At 58.6% G+C, this 20,369-nt stretch carries 16 protein-coding genes and 2 tRNA genes; 7 read left to right on the forward strand and 11 right to left on the reverse strand.

Annotated features, from left to right (window positions below; all coding sequences use genetic code 11):
* Positions 1-18 precede the first annotated feature (18 nt).
* From ABLV49_RS12325 to ABLV49_RS12335, 3 genes are all read left to right on the forward strand, one after another.
* A complete protein-coding gene (locus ABLV49_RS12325) occupies positions 19-2,007 on the forward strand; it encodes a hypothetical protein (RefSeq protein WP_349276765.1) in 1,989 nt (662 codons plus the stop codon).
* A 106-nt stretch (positions 2,008-2,113) separates the two neighbouring features.
* Complete coding sequence (locus tag ABLV49_RS12330) at positions 2,114-2,371, forward strand: hypothetical protein (protein WP_349276767.1); 258 nt, start codon at positions 2,114-2,116, stop codon at positions 2,369-2,371.
* A 208-nt stretch (positions 2,372-2,579) separates the two neighbouring features.
* A complete protein-coding gene (locus ABLV49_RS12335) occupies positions 2,580-5,300 on the forward strand; it encodes a hypothetical protein (protein WP_349276769.1) in 2,721 nt (906 codons plus the stop codon).
* Between the two features lie 274 nt (positions 5,301-5,574).
* Here the strand turns inward: ABLV49_RS12335 and fusA are convergent, their stop codons facing one another.
* From fusA to ABLV49_RS12375, 8 genes are all read right to left on the reverse strand, one after another.
* Positions 5,575-7,674: an elongation factor G gene (gene fusA, locus ABLV49_RS12340; RefSeq protein WP_349281698.1), complete on the reverse strand. Its 2,100-nt coding sequence runs from the start codon at positions 7,672-7,674 to the stop codon at positions 5,575-5,577.
* Between the two features lie 97 nt (positions 7,675-7,771).
* Positions 7,772-8,017, reverse strand: a complete 246-nt coding sequence (locus ABLV49_RS12345; RefSeq protein WP_349276770.1) for a hypothetical protein — start codon at positions 8,015-8,017, stop codon at positions 7,772-7,774.
* 131 nt (positions 8,018-8,148) lie between these two features.
* A tRNA-His gene (locus tag ABLV49_RS12350) sits at positions 8,149-8,224 on the reverse strand.
* A gap of 38 nt (positions 8,225-8,262) precedes the next feature.
* A complete protein-coding gene (locus tag ABLV49_RS12355) occupies positions 8,263-10,200 on the reverse strand; it encodes a SurA N-terminal domain-containing protein (RefSeq protein ID WP_349276772.1) in 1,938 nt (645 codons plus the stop codon).
* A gap of 77 nt (positions 10,201-10,277) precedes the next feature.
* A tRNA-Val gene (locus ABLV49_RS12360) sits at positions 10,278-10,353 on the reverse strand.
* Between the two features lie 18 nt (positions 10,354-10,371).
* Positions 10,372-10,644: an HU family DNA-binding protein gene (locus tag ABLV49_RS12365; protein WP_011801034.1), complete on the reverse strand. Its 273-nt coding sequence runs from the start codon at positions 10,642-10,644 to the stop codon at positions 10,372-10,374.
* A gap of 249 nt (positions 10,645-10,893) precedes the next feature.
* Positions 10,894-11,988: a tartrate dehydrogenase gene (locus ABLV49_RS12370; RefSeq protein WP_349281700.1), complete on the reverse strand. Its 1,095-nt coding sequence runs from the start codon at positions 11,986-11,988 to the stop codon at positions 10,894-10,896.
* Between the two features lie 16 nt (positions 11,989-12,004).
* Positions 12,005-12,883 carry an alpha/beta fold hydrolase gene (locus tag ABLV49_RS12375; RefSeq protein WP_349276774.1) on the reverse strand — a complete coding sequence of 293 codons (879 nt, stop codon included), beginning with the start codon at positions 12,881-12,883 and terminating at the stop codon, positions 12,005-12,007.
* Between the two features lie 116 nt (positions 12,884-12,999).
* On the opposite strand from ABLV49_RS12375, the gene ABLV49_RS12380 reads away from it, so the two are divergent.
* The gene (locus tag ABLV49_RS12380) at positions 13,000-13,962 is read left to right on the forward strand and encodes a LysR family transcriptional regulator (RefSeq protein ID WP_349276776.1); all 963 of its coding nucleotides are present in this window, start codon (positions 13,000-13,002) and stop codon (positions 13,960-13,962) included.
* Here ABLV49_RS12380 and ABLV49_RS12385 read toward each other — a convergent pair.
* The 3 genes from ABLV49_RS12385 to uvrC all read right to left on the reverse strand — a co-directional run bounded on the left by ABLV49_RS12385 (position 13,922) and on the right by uvrC (position 17,467).
* Positions 13,922-14,803, reverse strand: coding sequence for a DMT family transporter (locus ABLV49_RS12385; RefSeq protein WP_349281702.1), 882 nt, complete (start codon positions 14,801-14,803; stop codon positions 13,922-13,924). The two genes, ABLV49_RS12380 and ABLV49_RS12385, sit on opposite strands and share 41 nt — an antisense overlap.
* A 62-nt stretch (positions 14,804-14,865) precedes the next feature.
* Positions 14,866-15,432: a CDP-diacylglycerol--glycerol-3-phosphate 3-phosphatidyltransferase gene (gene pgsA / locus ABLV49_RS12390; RefSeq protein WP_349276777.1), complete on the reverse strand. Its 567-nt coding sequence runs from the start codon at positions 15,430-15,432 to the stop codon at positions 14,866-14,868.
* An 85-nt stretch (positions 15,433-15,517) separates the two neighbouring features.
* Complete coding sequence (uvrC, locus tag ABLV49_RS12395; protein WP_349276779.1) at positions 15,518-17,467, reverse strand: excinuclease ABC subunit UvrC; 1,950 nt, start codon at positions 17,465-17,467, stop codon at positions 15,518-15,520.
* Positions 17,468-17,500: 33 nt separating this feature from the next.
* On the opposite strand from uvrC, the gene earP reads away from it, so the two are divergent.
* The 3 genes from earP (at position 17,501) to ABLV49_RS12410 (ending at position 20,364) form a co-directional block, all read left to right on the forward strand.
* Positions 17,501-18,628, forward strand: a complete 1,128-nt coding sequence (gene earP / locus ABLV49_RS12400; protein WP_349276781.1) for an elongation factor P maturation arginine rhamnosyltransferase EarP — start codon at positions 17,501-17,503, stop codon at positions 18,626-18,628.
* Positions 18,629-18,766: 138 nt separating this feature from the next.
* On the forward strand, positions 18,767-19,321 hold the full coding sequence (gene efp / locus ABLV49_RS12405) for an elongation factor P (protein ID WP_011801026.1): 555 nt from the start codon (positions 18,767-18,769) through the stop codon (positions 19,319-19,321).
* Positions 19,322-19,500: 179 nt separating this feature from the next.
* The gene (locus ABLV49_RS12410; RefSeq protein WP_349276782.1) at positions 19,501-20,364 is read left to right on the forward strand and encodes a TIGR00730 family Rossman fold protein; all 864 of its coding nucleotides are present in this window, start codon (positions 19,501-19,503) and stop codon (positions 20,362-20,364) included.
* Positions 20,365-20,369: the final 5 nt, after the last annotated feature.

Consider the following 20,369-nt stretch of genomic DNA (forward strand, 5'->3'; position numbering starts at 1 on the left):
TTAAATTGGGAGTAAATCATGAAACTACAACATTTTTACTTGTACCGTGCTCTGGTCACAAGCGGCGTCAAACCGCCGCTTGTGCCGAACGGTTTAATCCGGGAGGGACCGGAAAAGCGATTGCAGCGGCAGTTTTTTTATTGGGGATCACGCACCCTGAAACTCATCCTCGCGGCAATTTTCTTTACCATTTTCTGGCTTGCGCCAGCTGCTGCCGAAACACCCAGGTCAATTAACATGAAGTTGCTGGTTGTATCGGCGGATGGCAACGAACCCGTATTTTCTGGAATCAAGTCGATTTTGAATCAGATCGGCGTTCCCTACGATACTTTGGTCGCCAGTAAAACCCCACTGACTGCGCAAACCTTGTCTGATGGACTGGGTGCAGGACGTTATCAGGGTGTCCTTCTCACTACCGGGAATCTCGCCTATGAAGCGTCCCCGAACAATTGGCAAAGCGCATTTACCCAAGCCCAATGGCAAATGCTCTGGCAATATGAAGCTGACTTTCGGGTCAGGCAGGCAACCCTGTATACCTATCCGGCAGGCGCACCCGACAACTATGGACTGACACCGATCAGCGCCGCCGATACCAATTACACACCGCTCAAGGCCAGTTTGACGACGGCTGGACAGCAACTGTTCGGTTATTTGAACCCAGCCAGCCCTGTTTCCATTACGGGTGCCTGGACTTATCTGGTCAAACCGATTTCGAGTAGCAACCCGGTTTCTTTGTTAAACACCGCGGATGGCTATTCCCTCGCATCCATTTATACCTACCCCGATGGCCGACAGAATCTGGCTATCACAACCGATGGAAATCCGGAGCTGACCCACACTCTTTTGCTGGGCTATGGCGTAGTCAACTGGGTAAGCAAGGGTTTCTTTCTGGGGGAGCGCAAGGTTTACCTGAACGCACAACCTGATGACATCATGATTGCAGATGATATTTGGGATCCATTACGTTTGTCCGACCAGACCGGGAGTGAATACCGGATAACGGGCAATGATTACAACCGGCTCATCACCTGGCAAAATGCAGTGCGCGCATCGAACACGAATGCAGCGCAGATAGAACTGGAAATGCCATACAACGGTGTTGGTGCGTCAGGGATTTATCCTAACGATACCTTGACAGCAGCCATACGAAGCAAACCCAGTCAATTCAAATGGCTCAGCCACACTTACGAGCATGAGTTGCTGACCGACATCAGCTACGCCAATGCGCTGGCGCAACTCAGCAAAAATCATACGGTGGCGCAACAGCTGGGTTTCACCAAGTATCAAAAAGACAGCATGATTCAACCCGAAATTTCAGGGCTGAATAATCCCGAGTTTCTCAGGGCTGCCAAGGATTTCGGCATACGCTATATTTTGTCTGATACTTCACAGCCCGGCTGGAAAAATCCCAGCCCCAACACTGGTTTCTACAGTCTCCATCAGCCCAGCATCCTGATCATTCCCCGCTACCCAACCAATTTGTACTACAACGTCTCAACACCCACTGAGTGGCTGTCCGAGTACAACTATTTTTATGCCCCAGGCGGTCTGTTTCCTACTTGGGACCATAAACTGACCTACAGTGAACTGCTGAATAAGGAGTCTGAAATATGGCTCAGGTATTTGTTGAAATTTGATCTGAATTCCGTGATGTTTCACCAGACCAATCTGCGTGCCTATGACAACAAGAATTCATTGCTTGGAGATCTGATCAATGCCACTTTGGCGAAATACAACAGCATGTACAAACTGCCGATACGCAGTCCAAGCCAGCATGACACCGGACTTTTGATGGCGGCCAGAATGGCGTATAACGACTCCGGCGTCAGTGGCCGTATTGTGCTGGGAATAACCAATAGTATTTCATTGAAAACGGTTAAACCGGTCAAGGCACCCCTGACCGGGATTAACTACGGCACTGTCAAGGAAACCTATGGCGGGCAGACTATTTCGACCATTTCTTTAGGTGCCAATGGCACGCTGACCATTCCCGCACCAGCATGGTAATGCTGGAATAAGGCATGTGGAAATAATCACAAAAATACTCTCGGTGCAACCCCCTGGTCAACCAAGCACTTTTCAATCAGTCAAGTCATTTTTCAAGGAGTCGTTCATGAAGACACATGCCCCATTTCCACTGCGGTGGTTGCCGCTCACCAAAGCTGGCATGGCGCTCGCAGCCTTGTGCCTGGCTGGCCAGGTTCTGGCGCAGGCCGCGCCCAATGCACCCGCCAACAGCAGTAGTACAGCCGACCCGGTTCGTCCTGTTGACGACCACGCAAAGCACTCGCACCGCGAGGCCCAACCCGCCCCTGTCAAGCCACCGCATTACCCATCAACCCCCCAGCCGCCAGTGCCCACGCGGCGGTAATGGCGCCGACCGAGCCAGCACCTGTTTTTGTTCAACCGATTTATCGAGCAAGGAATCCACCGTGAAACTACAACTTCCTCATTGGCGTTCCTCCGCCCTCTCCAGGGCGGATGTGTTGCCCCATTACGCAACAACGGTTGCCCTGAACGCTGAAATCCGGCCAAACAAGTACCGGCTCTCCAAGATGGCGTCACTGATGGCTGCCTTTATGGCGACCACTTTACTGGCCGCTTGCGGGGGCGGGGATTCAAGTTCCGGGCAGTCCGTGGCGCCAGTTACCACAACGCCGGTCACAACGCCGGTCACAACGCCACCGGTCACAACGCCGCCAGTCACAACGCCACCGGTAGATCCAGGCACCAGCGTTGGCGCCGCACCGACCGCCAGTGGTGTTGGCATCAGCGGCACGGCGCAAGTTGGCAAATTGCTGACCGGTATCTACAGCTATGCCGATGCCGACAACGATCCACAGGGAGCTTCGGCCTTTCGCTGGCTGCGCAACGGCGTCGCCATTGCCGGTGCAACGGCTCGCACCTACACGCTGGTCAGCGCCGACCAGGGCAACCCCATCACGTTTGAAGTGACTCCGGTTTCGACCGTTGTGCCGACAACGGGCACACCGGTAACATCGGGCGCGACGGCGGCAGTGACGGCTGCCGATGTGGTGGTTGCGCCTGCCGCACCGACTGCCAGCAGTGTGGCCATCAGCGGCACGGCGCAAGTTGGCCAACTGCTGACCGGCAACTACACCTATGCCGATGCCAACAGCGATCCGCAGGGAGCCTCGACCTTCCGCTGGCTGCGCAACGGCGTCGCCATTGCCGGTGCAACGGCTCGCACCTACACGCTGGTGGGCGCCGACCAGGGCAACCCCATCACGTTTGAAGTCACGCCGGTAGCGACCGTCACGCCGACCAACGGTAGCCCGGTGGTATCGGCGGCACTCAATGTTGCACCCAGGACGGTCGGCATGAAGCTGCTGGTGATCTCGGCCGTGGATACAGCGCCAAGCTACCTGGCCGCCCTGTCGATACTTGACCAGATCGGCGTGCCTTATGACAAGATCGTGCTCACGGGAACCCCGACCGCGCTGCAAATGGTGGCGGGTACCTTGTCCGATGGCGCCGGCAACGGGAAATACCAGGGCATCATCCTGGCGACAGGTGACCTTGCTGCATATAACGCACCCACGAACAATTACCCCAGTGCGATGACCGCTGCGCAGTGGGCCATGCTGCGGCAGTACCAATTTGATTTTGGCGTGCGGTCGGCGACGATGTACACGCGTCCGGCTCAGACAATCGACGTCAACAACCAGCCGCTGGATCTGACCTATGGCCTGACCTCGGCGGTTGAAACCATTGCGACCGATGCAAGCGCGCTTACCGCGACATTCACGCCGCTCGGGCAGCAAGCTTTTGGCTACCTGAACACGGCCAATCCGATCTCGATCAAGGGAGGTGTCTATACCTACCCAAGCATGCCGGTTTCAAGTGCAACCGTACCGCTGTTGCAAACGCCGGACGCGAGGACCATCGCCTCCGTCCATACGGCCACCCAAGGCTGGCAAAACCTGGCGATTGCGACGGACAACAACCCGGAACTCACCCATTCCCTTTTGCTGGGCTATGGCATCGTCAATTGGGTGACCAAGGGCGTCTTTCTGGGAGAGCGCAAGATCTACCTGAGCGCGCAGCCTGACGATGTATTCATTCCGGATGAGTTGTGGGATCCGCTCACCAAGACCACCCCGGTGGGCAATCCAGCCTTTCGTCACCGCAATGACGGGACCGACTACACCAGCCTGGTGGCTTGGCAGACAGCCCTGCGAGCCAACCCTCAGACAGCGGCGTTCAGGCTTGAGGTGCCTTTCAATGGCGTTGGCTACAACACGGCGGATTCCAACCTGCTGAATCTGGGTGAGTTGACTGACACGCTTTCTCCCGCGGTGCGCGCCAATCCCAATGCATTCCGATGGATCAACCATACATGGGATCACTCCTCGCTGGCGCCAACCGATCCGTCGAACCCGGGTTTTGTGCCGCTGACCGTGACCGGGATGAAGCAGGTGCTCCAGTCAAACCACGAAGTGGCGACCGGCCTGCGCAGCTCACCGCCGGTGACGTTTGCCCTGTACAACAAGAACGCCTTCATCCAGCCGGACATCTCAGGCCTGGATAACCCGGTGTTCTGGCAAGCGGCCCAGGAGTTCGGCTTGCGCTACATCCTGATGGACACGTCCAAGACCTACGACTTCAGGCCGACGCTTGACCCCGTCAAGCCGAACGCTGGCTTTTACAGCACACGCGACACGTTTGTTCCGGGCAATCCGCGCATCTTCATCATTCCGCGCTACCCAACCAACCTGTACTACAACGCTTCGACACCGCTGGAGTGGACGTCTGAATACAACTACTTTTTCGGTGCTACCGGTGTCGTGCCTCCGCCTGCGGGCCAGACGTCGTGGTTTGGTGGCGACTCCACGTATGAGCAGATCCTGGACCGGGAGTCGGAGGTTCTGGTTCGCTACATGCTCAAGTACAACGCCAACTCGTGGATGTTCCATGCCGCGAACCTGCGCGACTATGACGGCGCTGGCCCGAACAACAAATCGGTGCTGTCGGACTTGCTTGACGCGGTGGTCACCAAGTACAAGGCCATGTACACCCTGCCGGTACTGAGTCCGAGCCAGACCGAGATCGGACAGATCATGGAGGCGCGCATGGCCTACAACACGGCCATCACAGCAGGACTGAAGGGCCGCATCGTGTACGGCCCCACGGCCACCATTGAGTTGACCAATCCGTCCACCACATCCGTGAAAGTGCCGATGACGGGTATCAACGTCGGCGGCACCACCTACGGCGGGCAGGCAGTTTCCACGTTATCGCTGACACCCGGGGGTTCGACAACAATTCCGCTGCCTTAGAGCGAACCCGTATTAACCAGCAAACGACTTTTTAGCATCAAATAGGCCTATTGCGCAGGCGCGCTCTGCGCAAGCAGCTATGAATTCAGTAGCAATAAGCCGCTGGATGCCTTGAATTCCGTGATTGAAAGTCAGGGTGCATCCGCTCTAACTCGGCTTTATCCAAACAAAGAACCCCTGCCCCTTGAGGCGGGGGTTCTTTATTGGAATCCCGGAAACCATAAAGAGGGAATGCCGCAAGCGGCCCGTCCCCCACGCGGCACAGCGGCATGACCTATTGGGTATGCACAATCGCGGCGGAAACGCTGGGTGGCGTTTGCGCATAGTGCCTGAACTCCATCGTGTAGGTTGCCCGGCCCTGGGTGAGTGAGCGCAGCGCGGTCGAGTAGCCGAACATTTCGGCCAGCGGCACTTCGGCACGCACCAGCTTGCCGCCACCGCCGGCAATGTCTTCCATGCCCTGGATGCTGCCGCGACGCGCAGACAGATCGCCCATGACGTGGCCCATGAATTCGTCGGGCATCTCAACTTCGACCGCCATCATCGGTTCGAGCAGGACGGGCCTGGCACGGCGCATGCCGTCCTTGAACGCAATCGCGCCGGCCATGCGGTAGGCGTTTTCATTCGAATCGACATCGTGGTAGGAGCCGAACACCAGCGTCGCCTTGATATCGACCACCGGATAGCCCGCGAGCACGCCAGATCGCAGGCTCTCCTGAATGCCCTTATCAACCGCCGGAATGTATTCGCGCGGCACCACGCCGCCCTTGATCGCATCGACAAACTGGTAACCCTGTCCCGGCGGCAAGGGTTCGAGGTTGAGCACGGCATGGCCGTACTGGCCGTGCCCGCCCGATTGCTTGATGAATTTGCCTTCAACGTCGTTGACGGCCTGCCTGATGGTTTCGCGGTAAGCCACCTGCGGCTTGCCGACGCTGGCTTGCACGCCGAATTCGCGCTTCATGCGGTCCACCAGGATTTCAAGGTGCAACTCACCCATGCCTTCAATAATGGTCTGGCCGGATTCATGGTCGGTGTGCACGCGAAACGATGGGTCTTCCTGGGCGAGACGACTCAAGGCCATCCCCATCTTTTCCTGGTCGGCCTTGGTCTTGGGCTCGACGGCTTGCGAGATCACCGGTTCCGGAAAGCTCATGCGCTCAAGGATGATGACATGGCCCGGGTCGCACAGCGTGTCGCCGGTCGTCGCGTCCTTCAGGCCCACGGCCGCCGCGATGTCACCGGCACGCACCTCCTTGACTTCGTTGCGCACATTGGCATGCATCTGCAGGATGCGGCCCAGCCGCTCGCGCTTGCCCTTGGCCGGGTTGTAAACCGTGTCGCCTGCCCGGACCACGCCCGAATAGACGCGGAAAAAGATCAGCTGTCCGACATAGGGGTCGGTCATGATCTTGAAGGCCAGCGCCGAGAACGGCTCCTCGTCGCTCGGGTGACGCTCGGCAGGCCTGTCGTCCACGGTATGGCCCAGGATCGCCGGCACGTCCAGCGGCGAAGGCAGGTAGTCGATCACCGCGTCGAGCAAGGCCTGCACGCCCTTGTTCTTGAAGGCGCTGCCGCAAAGCATGGGCACGATTTCGTTGGCAACCGTGCGCTGGCGCAGGCCCTGCCTGATCTCGTCCTCGCTCAAGGGCTCGCCCGCCAGGTATTTGCCCAGCAGTTCCTCATTCGCTTCGGCGGCGGCCTCGACCATCTTCTCGCGCCATTCCCTGGCCAGCTCAACCAGGTCGGCCGGAACCTCGGCGTACTCGAAGTGCAGACCCTGGCTGGTGTCGTCCCAGAGGATGGCCTTCATCTTCACGAGATCGACGACGCCGTGGAAATGGTCCTCGCTGCCCACCGGAATCTGTACCGGGACGGCCACGCCCTTGAGTCGCTCGGCAATCTGGCGCTGCACGCGCAAGAAGTCGGCGCCCACGCGGTCCATCTTGTTGACGAAGGCGATGCGCGGAACCTTGTACTTGTTGGCCTGGCGCCAGACGGTTTCGGACTGTGGCTGCACGCCGCCGACCGCGTCATAGACCATGACCACGCCGTCGAGCACGCGCATGGAGCGTTCGACCTCGATGGTGAAATCAACATGGCCCGGCGTGTCGATGATGTTGATGCGGTGCTCGGGATAGTTGCCGGCCATGCCTTTCCAGAACGTCGTCGTCGCCGCCGAGGTGATGGTGATGCCGCGCTCTTGCTCCTGCGCCATCCAGTCCATGGTCGCCGTGCCTTCGTGGACTTCGCCCAGCTTGTAATTCACGCCGGTATAGAACAGGATGCGCTCGGTCGTGGTGGTTTTACCGGCATCGATGTGGGCGCTGATGCCGATGTTGCGGTAGCGCTCGATAGGGGTTTTGCGAATCACGACAAACTCCTTGATGGCAACACGCCTGATGGCGGCGCAGACGGATGATTCTGCGCTCACGGAGTGGTTTTTGTACAGTCTGGTGCAGTGGCTGGGCTCAATTCCACTTGGAATAAAGCCAACAACACAAAACAGCCCCGACAACCCAAAGCAGCCAGGTTTGTGAAATGGCGTAGGGATAGGCCATCAAGGCCACTCCGGCCCATGTGAGTTCGGGCCTTTCTGCTTTTCGACCCCGGCGAAACGCCACATAGCCGATGATGCCGAAAAGAATTGAACCCATGAGGTAGGCCGGACTGGGCAACTCCAAGCCGAGGGCGCCAAGGCTTGACAGTTCATTCATTGTTCTGAGTCCTGTTTGGAGCCTGGCTATTTTTTGTCTACACGATACAGAAAAGCTGTACCGGTGGCTACATGAGCCAAAAAGCAAAAAACCCTGCTATCTTTTGAATAGCAGGGTTTGCATATAAATACTGGGGTGGCTGATGGGGCTCGAACCCACGACAACAGGAATCACAATCCTGGACTCTACCAACTGAGCTACAGCCACCGGAGTCATGCATTATAGCGGTAAAGCTGCCGTATTAATTACTGAGTTACGCCTGCTTCTGAATTTAGCTTGGCCACTGTGGGTTTGACAACCAGGATTTCCGCCTTGAAACGGTCTTTGAGGCCATTGTAGTAAGCGAGTGCCTCCGCGGATGTCCACCATTGGCTATATTGGCTACGCTCCTGTTTGGCGGCAGCCTCTAAAGGAGCATCACGTGGCACGACTTTGTTGACTTTGACGATGGCATAACCCTGCGCTCCCAGATCAATACCAGAAAAAATCGGCAAAGCGCCTGCATCAACGCGAAGCGCTGCATCAACGACTTGAGCTGGCAATTGTTGTGCTTGCTCACGCGATACCAGAATGGGAGAAGTTAGGGCCGTAGCCGTGCTAGGTGCGGCCTTCCATTCAGTTAGCTTGGCAACTCCATCTTTGCGTGCTTCTTCGGCACCACGTTGCGCCAGCCAGCGCTGGCGAACATTATCTTTTACATCAGCCAAAGGCTGGGTACGAGCCGGGGTGTATTGCACGATACGCCCCGATACCAATTGGCTTGGACCCACTTCAACGGCTTCGGTATTGCGTTTTTTTTCAATGGAATCAGGTGAAAAAAGAGCATTGAGAAATTTTGGATTGGCCAATGCGCCGGTCGCGCCAGATGCAGGCTGACGCCCTACATTGCCAGCCGTTTTAACCTCAAGCTTTAAACGCTCAGCTACCGGCTTAAGGCTGTCAGACTGCTCATACACACCATTGGAAAACGCCTCTGCCGCTTCAGAAAACTTCTTCTGTGCCTGCTGCTTTTGCAGTTCAGCTTCAAGTTCTGGCCTCATTTCCTCAAAAGTACGCTGCTTGGGCGCCTTGATATCGGTCAGCTTGATGATGTGATAACCAAAGTCAGACGCGACCACTTCGCTGATATCGCCTTTGTTCATGGAAAAGGCAGCATCTTCAAACGGCTTGACCATGGAACCACGGGCAAAAAAATCAAGATCTCCACCGTTGGTCGCGGAGCCTGGATCCTGGGAATTTTTCCTGGCTACGTCCGCAAAAGTTTCAGGAGACTTTCTAACGGTGGCCAGCAGCTCTTCTGCCTTGGCCTTGGCTTTCTCGCGCTCTTCCGGGGATGCGGTCTTGGATGCAGTGATCAGTATGTGGCTGGCGCGACGCTCTTCGGCCCCACTCAGTTGCCGCGCATTCTGCTCATAATAGGTTTTAAGATCAGCCTCATTGACAGCAATGCCCTTTTTCAGCGCCTCCAGATCAAGCAGTACGTATTCGATACTGGCTTGTTCGGGGGCCTGGAAAAGTTTTTCATGGGCCTTGTAAGACTGCTCAAGGTCAGCATCCGTCGGCGTCAGTTTTGCGGCGTAATCGGTGGTATTGAAACGGGCGACTTGAATCTCGCGTTTTTCAAAATAGGCATTCAGTGCCATGTCAGCGGCCGAGTTGGATGCAAATCCGCTGCCCGAAACACCCGCCAGAACCTGTCGCCTGGACAAATCAGTGCGCACATTGGCTTCGAACATTTCAGGACTCATTCCCTGAGTGCCCAGCAACTGGCGGTAGCGGTCCATGTCAAGCGAGCCATCGGCCCGCCGCAAGGCGGCAATTTCGGGACTGTTCTGCAACTCTCGGGCAAGATGCTGGTCGCTGGTGGAGAGTTTGAGTTTTTCAGCAGCTACGGCAACAACCCGGTCACGCACCATGCGCTCCAGCGTGGCATAGCGTGCCTCGGGCGAATCCAGCAGCTTGGCATCCAGTGTCGGCATGGAGGCGCGCAGGCGGTCCACTTCTTTCAGATGCTCGCGGTCCCACTCGGGCTGGGTAATTTCCGTTCCATCCACCTTGGCGACTACGCTACCTTTTTCGGCACCAGATTTACTGTTCATGCCAACCAATATGAAGGAAGGAACAATCAGCAAAAACAGCAATGCCATGGTCCACTTGGTGTGCTTGCGAATGAAATCAAACATCTCGAATTTCCTGTATGACAGCCCATGCGGGCGCAACAACAAAAAAGGCGAACCCTGGTTCGCCTTTTCTTAGTGGGTGGTGGGTGCTGACGGACTCGAACCGCCGACCTACGCCGTGTAAAGGCGCTGCTCTACCAACTGAGCTAAGCACCCCACTATAAAAACATTACATCAGTTCAATGCATCCTTGAGCGCTTTGCCCGGACGGAACTTTGGAACCTTGGCCGCCTTGATTTTAATCGCATCGCCTGTGCGGGGATTGCGGCCCGTACGGGCAGCACGTTTGCCGACAGCAAACGTGCCAAAACCCACCAGAGACACGGAGCCTCCCTTTTTCAGCGTGGCCTTTACCGCACTGATGGTGGACTCCAGAGCGCGCGTTGCTGCAGCTTTGGAAATATCGGCATTCTGGGCAATGTGCTCAATCAATTCAGTCTTGTTCACAAAAAGCACCTCGTTATTTGGTCAGTTGATCTGGTTGGCTTGATACCTATTTCCAGAAACACGGCATGGCGGTGTCAGCAGGAGCGGCGTGGACGGCTTGATTCTGGATCCATTAAAGCGATGGACTTCCAGGCTGTCAATACGGCGCAAGTATTTAAGCTGTGGAGCGGAATTCTATCTTTGTTTTGGTAGATTCTGCCTTGGATGCCAAGCATGGGCTGTAATTTTCATGCTTGACAACACCAGTTTTTACAGTTCAGTCAATGCATTGGCAATGGCTTTTCCAACATCGGCAGTACCCGCGCGGCCACCCAGATCGGGCGTGCGTGGCGCACCATTTTGCGGTTTGAGAACATGCTCAATGGCGCCAAGAATGCCATCATGGGCTTCCTTGTACCCCAAAAATTCCAGCATCATGGCGCCGCACCAGATCTGCCCGATGGGATTGGCCAGATTGCGTCCGGCAATGTCTGGCGCCGAGCCATGGACGGGCTCGAACAGCGAGGGAAATTTGCGCTCCGGATTGAGATTGGCGCTGGGGGCAATACCAATGGTTCCCGTGCAAGCAGGCCCCAGATCGCTCAGGATGTCACCAAACAGGTTGCTGGCCACGACCACGTCAAAAAAGTCCGGCCGCTGCACAAAATGTGCCGTCAAGATGTCGATATGAAACTTGTCGAGTTGGATCGCTGGATAGTTTTTTGCCATCTCGGCGACACGTTCATCCCAATAGGGCATGGAAATTGAAATGCCGTTGGACTTGGTGGCGCTGGTCAGGTGCTTTTTAGGGCGTGACTGCGCCAGTTCAAAAGCGAACTTCAGCACACGATCCACGCCGATGCGGGTAAATACCGATTCCTGCAACACAAACTCGCGTTCGGTACCCGGAAAGGCCTTGCCGCCGATGCTGGAATATTCGCCTTCCGTGTTCTCGCGGACGATATAAAAATCGATCTCGCCCGGCTGGCGTGGGCTGCCATCACGCCTGACCACCGGTGCAATGATGCCAGGCATCAAGCGCGCGGGACGCAGGTTGATGTACTGGTCAAACTCCCGCCTGAACAGCAGCAGCGAGCCCCAGAGCGAAACATGATCGGGAATCTTGTCGGGCCAGCCTACGGCGCCAAAGTAAATGGCATCGTGCCCGCCGATCTGGTCTTTCCAGTCATCGGGCAGCATCTTGCCGTGCTTTTCAAAATAGTCCCAGCTGGAAAAATCGAAATGATCGAACTGCAGGTCGATTCCGTACTTGACCGCCGCGGCCTCCAGCACACGAATGCCTTCAGGCATCACTTCCTTGCCGATGCCATCGCCCGCGATGACCGCGATTCTTTTTTTACTCATGATATTTTCCTTTGGTTCAGTTGTTAAAAAATTCAAGCGCTTGCGCGAGCACCAATTCCGGGGCCTCTTCCGCAATGTAGTGTCCACAGGGCACGCTCTCTCCGGATACATTGCTGGCACGCTCCCGCCACAGGCGCATGACATCAAAACACTGGCCAACAGCACCGTGCTGTGCCCAGAGCACACGCAGCGGCTGCAGCAATTTCAAGCCTGCAGCCACGTCGGCACGGTCATGCTCCAGATCGACCGTCGCAGAAGCGCGATAGTCTTCGCAAATGCTGAGCCCCGTGCCGGGAATCTGCGCGCAGCGCTCGTACTCGGCCAGCGCGGCTGGCGCAAAAGCCGCCAGTCCCGCATGGCGTTTGCCCATCACGCTACGGATATAGCGCACCGGATCGGAATCAATCAGCGCCTCGGGCAAAGGCGACGGCTGGATCAGGAAAAACCAGTGCCAGTAAGCGCGCGCGAAAGCGTCTGACGTGTTGGCATACATGCCCAGCGTGGGGGCGACATCGAGCAGCATCAGCCGCTGAACCACGTCGGGATGGTCTGCCGCCAGCCGATGCGCCACCCGCGCGCCCCGGTCATGGGCCAGCACATGGAATTGCGCAAACCCATGGTGGCGCATCACGGCGATGGCATCGAGTGCCATGGCGCGCTTGGAATAGGCATGGTGCCCAGCATCGGCGGCGACCCGGACCGAATCCCCATAGCCACGCAAATCCATCAAGACCACGGTGAACACCTGGGCCAGTTCATCAGCCACCGCGTGCCACATGGCATGCGTTTGCGGATGTCCGTGCAGCAGCAACAGCGGCGCACCGCGTCCGCCCCGCAAAGTGTGCAGGGTTCCGGCAGGACCATCGACGGCGCAGGAAACAAAATCTTTGAACATCAAACCAGCCTTATTTTGAGCCGTCCGCTTATCCGGCAGCTCGCTGAAATTTTGTCGCAATGAAGTAGATAGTTCAAGCAATAATTTATCAATCAATTATTCCCATAAAGGCAAGAATGGAACGTAGTGACCTGGAACTGGTGGTGGCTGTCCGTGACCACGGCAGCCTGGCGGCGGCGGCGCGCAGCCTGGATGTGGCAGCCCCCGTGGTCACCAAACGGCTCGCGGCACTTGAAGCACGGCTGGGCCAGCGCCTGTTCCAGCGCACGACCCGGCGCGTCAGTCCGACGGCCGAGGGCGAAACCGTCTGTGAACGGGCGGTGGTGTTGCTGCAGGGTTTTAGCGCGCTTGAGGCCGAGCTTCAGGAGCGCAAGGCAGAGCCCACCGGGCTGATACGGCTGGCCGCGACTTTTGGCTTTGGGCGCCTGTGGCTGGGGCCGGCGCTGGCTATTTTTCAGGAACGCTACCCGCGCATCGACATCCAGCTGCAACTCACCGAGCAACTGCCAGACCTTGCCGGCGAAGGCTTTGACGGCGCCATCTGGCTATGGTCCGTACAGGGCCGGCAGGCGGCGCAATGGGTGTCGCGCCGGCTGGCGCGCAATCAGCGCGTGCTGGTGGCCGCGCCCGGCTATCTCCAGCAGCATGGCATGCCGGCAGATCTGAATGCCTTGCAGGAGCACGCCTGCCTGATCGTGCGCGAAAACGGCAATGCCCAAGGCCAGAGCTTCGACACCTGGACGCTGCACAAAGGCAACAGCAAGACACCCGAACGGGTGAGGGTGCGCGGTCCGCTGTCGAGCAATTCGGGCGAACTGGTGCGCGACTGGTGCCTGGACGGGCGCGGCATCATGCTGCGAAGCCTGTGGGATATCGCGCCCTGGCTGGCTTCAGGCCAGTTGGTGCGGGTGCTGGAAGACCATGCCATGCCTGACGCCGATATTCACTGGCTGGCGCCTTACCGCACGGATTCGCCCCGGCGCATCCGGCTGCTGATTGATTTTCTGGTCGCGCAATTCCAGGACGAACCCTGGAAAACTACGCTGCCTGCGGCTTCGCGGGCCGTACCACCAGGCTGACGCCCAATGCCGTGAGCGCCGTACCGGCAACGGTCGCCAGCGTGATGGACTCGCCAAACAGCAGCCATGCCATCACTGCCGTGGTGGGCGGCACCAGGTAAAGCAGGCTGGTCACCGAGGTGGCCGCGCCGCGCTGGATCAGCAGATAAAGCAGCGAACTGCCGCCCAGCGTCAACGCCAGCACCGACCAGGCCATCGAACCCATGAACTCGGCATTCCAGACAATCGCTTCGGTTTCCATGAAGGCAAATGGCAGCGTCACCAGCAAGGCTGCGGCCAGTTGAATGGCGTTGGCGCTGCGCACATCGGTCGGCTGCACGAAATGCTTCTGGTACAGCGTTCCCACGGTGATGCTGAACAGGGCAAACACCGCGCAGCCCAAGGTCAGCGCGGTAACCTCGCTGCCGCTGCCGAATTTGCGGGCCACCACCAGCAGCAGGCCGCCCAGCCCCAGCCCCAGCCCCGCCCACTGACGGGGTGTGACCTGCGCTTGCGACGGAGTGGAAAGGCTGGATGAGCCGGCCCACGAGAGCCACAGCGCCGTGAGAACGGGCTGCAGGCCGACGATTAATGCCGCCAGGCCGGAACCCATGCCGCCCTTCACCGCCACCCAGACGCCGCCGAGGTAACCCGCATGCATCAGCACGCCGGTTGCCGCCAGGTGCAGCCACTGCTGCCGGCCGCGAGGCCAGCGCGCGCGGCTGAACCTGATCCAGACCAGAAAACAAGCAATGGAAAAAGCGTAGCGCAGCACCAGGAAAGTCAGCGGCGGTGCGTAAGGCAGGCCGAACTTGGCGACGATGAAGCCGGTGCTCCAGATCAGCACGAAGACGGCAGGCATGGCGCGAATCAGCGCGCCAGAAGATGACGAAGAACTCAAGGCCGGCCCAATTCAGGAATGATTCACTTGGTCCGTGCGCGGATTTCGGGAATCGCTTTTTGCAGGTAGTACACCATCGACCAGACCGTCAGGATGGCGGAAAGCCAGATCAGCCAGGTTCCCCAGACAGGGGTGTTGATGACGCCGAACAGACGGCCGTCGTACAGCAGGAAGGGAATCGCAATCATCTGCACCGTGGTCTTGACCTTGCCTAGCATGTGAACCGCGACGCTGCGCGACGCACCAATCTGCGCCATCCATTCGCGCAGCGCCGAAATCGCAATCTCTCGGCCGATGATGATGAGCGCCACGAACACATCGGCGCGCTGCAGATGCACCAGCACCAGCAGCGAGGCGCAGACCAGGAACTTGTCGGCCACCGGGTCGAGGAATGCACCGAATGACGACGCCTGGTTCAGCTTGCGGGCCAGATAACCGTCGAGCCAGTCGGTTGCGGCAAACACCACGAACATCACGGTGGCGATCAGGTTGCGTTCGGCAGCAGGGATGTTCAGGTAAAAAACCCCCACGATCAGCGGAATCGCAACAATGCGCGTCCAGGTCATTAGGGTGGGGATGGTCAGAAACATGGCACCGATTTTGGCATGCGCGGCCATCTGGTCCCGGGAGTCGAGCCCGAAGCCCGCGAAACACAGGCTGCAAGGCGGTTCGCGCTCAATGCAATGCCCGGTAAATTTCCTCGGCGAGTTCGGTCGAAATGCCATCGACCATGGCGATGTCCTCGACGCTGGCCGATGCAATGCCGCGTACTCCGCCAAAGCGCTGCAGCAGGCTGGCCCGGCGCTTGGGACCGATGCCTGCAATGTCTTCAAGCCGGCTGCCGCCCACCCGCACCTTGGCCCGCCTGGCGCGCATGCCGGTGATGGCGAAGCGGTGCGCCTCGTCGCGGATCTGGGCAATCAGCATCAGCGCCGCCGAATCGCGTCCCAGGTAAACCTTGTCGCGGCCATCGGCAAAGACCAGCTCTTCGAGTCCGACCTTGCGGCCTTCGCCTTTTTCAACGCCGGCAATCAACCCCAAATCCAGCCCCAATTCACTGAACACTTCGCGCGCCATAGCCACCTGCCCCTTGCCGCCATCGACCAGCACCAGGTCGGGCAGCGTGGCTTCGCCGTTGCGCGCCGCCTCGGCCAGCTTGGTGTAGCGGCGCATCAAGACCTGGCGCATGGCCGCGTAGTCGTCGCCCGGGGTAATGCCTTCGATGTTGTAGCGGCGGTATTCGCTGCTTTGCATCTTGTGCTCTTTGAACACCACGCAGGACGCCTGGGTTGATTCGCCGGCCGTGTGCGAGATGTCAAAGCACTCGATGCGCAAGGCGTCCAGGTTGTCCAGCGGCAACTCCAGCGCCTCTGCCAGCGCCCGGGTGCGCGCCTGCTGCGAGCCCTGCTCGGCCAGCAGCCGCGCCAGTTGCAGGCCGGCATTTTTCTGCGCCATTTCCAGCCAGACACGGCGCTGCTCGCGCGGCTGGTGAACGGCGGCGACGCGGCTGCCGGTCTGCTCGGCCAGCGCCGCCATCAGGTCCTTGTCCACCGGCTCGCTGACCACCAGCGTGGGCGGCACCGGCACGTCGATGTAGTGTTGCGCGATGAAGGCTTCGAGCACCAGGGCTTCAATCGATTTTTCCTTCGGCTGATCGGCCGGAGCATCCAGTTCGGCATCCAGCGCGGCCACGTCGGCGGCGTTTTCCACATGCGTCGGGAAATAAGGCCGGTCGCCCAAGTGGCGGCCGCCGCGCACCATCGCCAGGTTGACGCAGGCCTTGCCGCCCTGCACTTTCACCGCCAGGATGTCCACATCCTTGTCGCCGCCAACCTCCATCGATTGCTGGTGCAGTATCTTGGACAGCGCCGACATCTGGTTGCGCAGTTCGGCGGCCTGCTCGAACTCCAGCCGGTCGGCGTGCGCCAGCATCTTGTTTTCCAGCTCGCCCAGGATTTCCTGTGTCTGGCCCTTTAAGAACCGCTCGGCATTCGCCGTGTCGAGCGCGTACTGCTCGGGCGACACATGGCCCACGCAAGGCGCGGAACAGCGCTTGATCTGGTACAGCAGGCAGGGCCGGGTGCGGTTGTTGAACACCGTGTCTTCGCAGGTGCGCAGCCTGAACACCTTTTGCAGCAGCAAAATCGTGTCCTTGACGGCCCAGGCGCTGGGATACGGGCCAAAGTAGTGGTGCTTTTTCTCGACCGCGCCCCGGTAATAGGCAATGCGCGGATAAGCCGTTGCCGACGGCGCGCCGCCCTCCGGCTTGACCTGGGCGGCTGTCAGCTTGAGGTAGGGATAGCTCTTGTCGTCCCGGAACAGGATGTTGTACTTCGGGTTAAGCGTCTTGATCAGGTTGTTTTCCAGCAGCAGCGCCTCGGCTTCCGAGCGCACCACCGTGGTTTCCATGCGGGCTATCTTGGTCACCATGTGGCCAATCCGGGTGCCGCCATGGTTTTTCTGGAAATAGCTGGTGACCCGCTTTTTCAGGTTGCGCGCCTTGCCGACGTAAAGCACGCCGCCGTCCGCATCAAAGTAGCGGTAAACGCCGGGCAGCGGCGGCAGCGCGGCCACTTCGCTGAGCAGTTGGGGATCGAATTCGTGGGTCGGGGTCATGGCATTCATGGAATATATCGCCGTATTGTGGACAATCGTTTCATGAATCACAGCCTGCAATGGGACATTTTTTGCAAAGTCATCGACAACTTCGGGGACATTGGCGTGTGCTGGCGCCTGGCCGCCAACCTGGCGACGCGCGGCCAACGGGTGCGTTTGTGGGTGGACGATGCTTCTGCGCTGGCCTGGATGGCACCGGAAGGCTGCGAAGGCGTTCGTGTGCTGCCCTGGAATGCGCCGCTCGACCTGAGTGATGCCTGTCTTGAGCAACAGCCGCCTGATGTCCTGATCGAATCGTTCGGCTGCGAAATTGCTCCTGAATTCATAGCTGCTTGTGCATACCAGACAAGCGTAAAAGGCCTGAAACCCGTATGGATCAACCTCGAATACCTGTCCGCCGAGCCCTACGTCGAGCGCTGCCACGCCCTGCCCTCGCCGGTACGGGACGGCCCGGCGGCCGGCTGGAGCAAGTGGTTTTTCTACCCCGGCTTCACCGAAGCAACCGGCGGCCTGCTGCGCGAGCCCGGCCTGCTGGAGCCGCAGGCGCGCTTCGACCGCCCGGCATGGCTGGCGACCCAGGGCATTGCCTGGACGGGAGAAAAACTGGTTTCGCTGTTCTGCTATGAGCCGGACGCGCTGCCTGGGCTGCTGCGGCAGTTTGCGCAGCACGGGCTGGATGGCGAACCGGTGCGCCTGCTGGTGGCGGCGGGCCGGGCCGCCAGCGCGGTGAAAACAGCTTTTAATGACGAAATAAGGCTTTTGCGCAATACTCATGGGCATAAGCTGCTATCAATTTCATATCTCCCGCTGTTGACCCAGATGGAGTTCGACCACATGCTATGGGTCTGCGACCTGAATTTTGTGCGCGGCGAAGACTCGGTGGTGCGTGCCCTTTGGGCCGGCAGGCCTTTTGTCTGGCACATCTACCCGCAAGGCGATGCAGCGCACCTGGACAAGCTGGAGGCTTTTCTGGACATGCTGCAGGCGCCGCCTTCGCTGCGAAGCTTTCACCGGGTGTGGAACCGCAAAAGCGCAGGCCCCGGCCCCTTGAGAACCCCGCCGCCGAACCTGCCCGCCTGGCAGGCCTGCGCCCTTGCCGCCCGCTCCCGCCTGATGGCCCAGGATGACCTGTGTAGCCGTTTGCTCGGCTTTGTGGCAAAAAACCGCTAAAATCACGGGTTCTGCGGGTTGGCCTGTTGATAAAACGCATCACCAGCCCTAACTATTAAGTAAACCCGCATAACCCGCCGCAGAAGCTGCACCCAGCACACGTCTAGCGGTCCACCTTAGTAAATCAGTAAAACTGCTATGAAAATCGCTCAAGAAATCCGCGCCGGTAACGTCATCATGAACGGCAAGGATCCGATGGTCGTGCTCAAGACCGAATACAGCCGCGGCGGCCGCAACTCCGCCACCGTGCGCATGAAGCTCAAAAGCCTGATCGCCAACTTCAACACCGAAGTCGTCTTCAAGGCCGACGACAAGATCGACCAGGTCATCCTGGACAAGAAGGAATGCACCTATTCCTACTTTGCCGACCCGATGTACATCTGCATGGACACCGAGTACAACCAGTACGAAGTCGAAGCCGAAAACATGGGCGACTCGCTGAACTACCTGCAAGACGGCATGGAACTCGAAGTCGTGTTCTACGACGGCAAGGCCATTTCCGTCGAAGTGCCGACCAGCGTGCAGCGCGAAATCACCTGGACCGAGCCTGCCGTCAAGGGCGACACGTCCGGCAAGGTGCTCAAGCCCGCCAAGCTGGCCACCGGCTTTGAAATCGGCGTGCCTATTTTCGTGGCGCAGGGCGATGTCGTCGAAATCGACACCCGCACCGGCGAATACCGCAAGCGCGTCTGAACAGGCGTCAATCGCTTCGCTAAAAAGGCTCCATCAGGAGCCTTTTTTTATTTCCAGACAGGAAAAGCGAAGGAAACCGTATTTATGATGATCCCGTTACCCACCGCGTTTTTCTTACTCTGCTTACCGTGTGGCCCGGTGTTGAAACACAGGGTTACATGCATCATGGATAAAGGCTCATGGAACAAACTCAAGACCTCTCAGAAGACCGCCTGGCCAACGCCTGGGCTGAACTGCATGCCCTTTCCACCGACACCACGCCGCTGCGGCCCGATGCCAATCGGCTCGCCTTTGCCGACCCGGAGTTCCTTCTGCGGCGCGAAACCCGAGGCCTGCGCATCCAGCTTGAAATGCTCAAGCCTGAAATCGACCAGCAAGCCCAGGGCATCGAAAACACCATCGTGGTGTTCGGCAGCGCCCGCTTCCCGGCCCCCGAGCAGGCTGAGGCGGCGCTCAAGCTGGCCGAGGAAGGCGATGATGAAGCTGCGCTGACACTGGCCCGGCGCCATGTCCGCAATGCCCAGTACTACGACCAGGCGCGGCTGTTCGCGCGCATCGTAGCGGGCTACAGCAATCCGCGTCCCTCGGCGGAGCAGCTGTTCATCTGCACCGGCGGCGGCCCGGGCATCATGGAGGCCGCCAATCGCGGAGCCCAGGAAATGGGCGCGCTCACCGTGGGCCTCAACATCGTGCTGCCGCACGAGCAAGGCTCAAACCCCTATATCTCGCCCTCGCTGAACTTCAAGTTTCACTACTTCGCGCTGCGCAAGATGCATTTCATGATGCGAGCCAAGGCGCTGGTGGCTTTTCCCGGCGGGTTTGGCACGCTTGACGAGCTGTTCGAGGTCATCACGCTGGTGCAGACCAAGAAGGCCAAGCCGGTGCCCATCATTCTCTTCGGCACCGAATACTGGAAAAGGCTGTTCAACTTCGACGTCATGATCGAGGAAGGCGCGATTTCACCGCAGGACCTGAATCTGATCCAGTATGTCGATGAGCCGCAAGCCGCCTGGGACGCCATCAAGAATTTCTACGAACTTTAAGTTCG

The organism is Polaromonas hydrogenivorans, from assembly GCF_040105105.1.
Classification (GTDB): Bacteria; Pseudomonadota; Gammaproteobacteria; order Burkholderiales; family Burkholderiaceae_C; genus Polaromonas; species Polaromonas hydrogenivorans.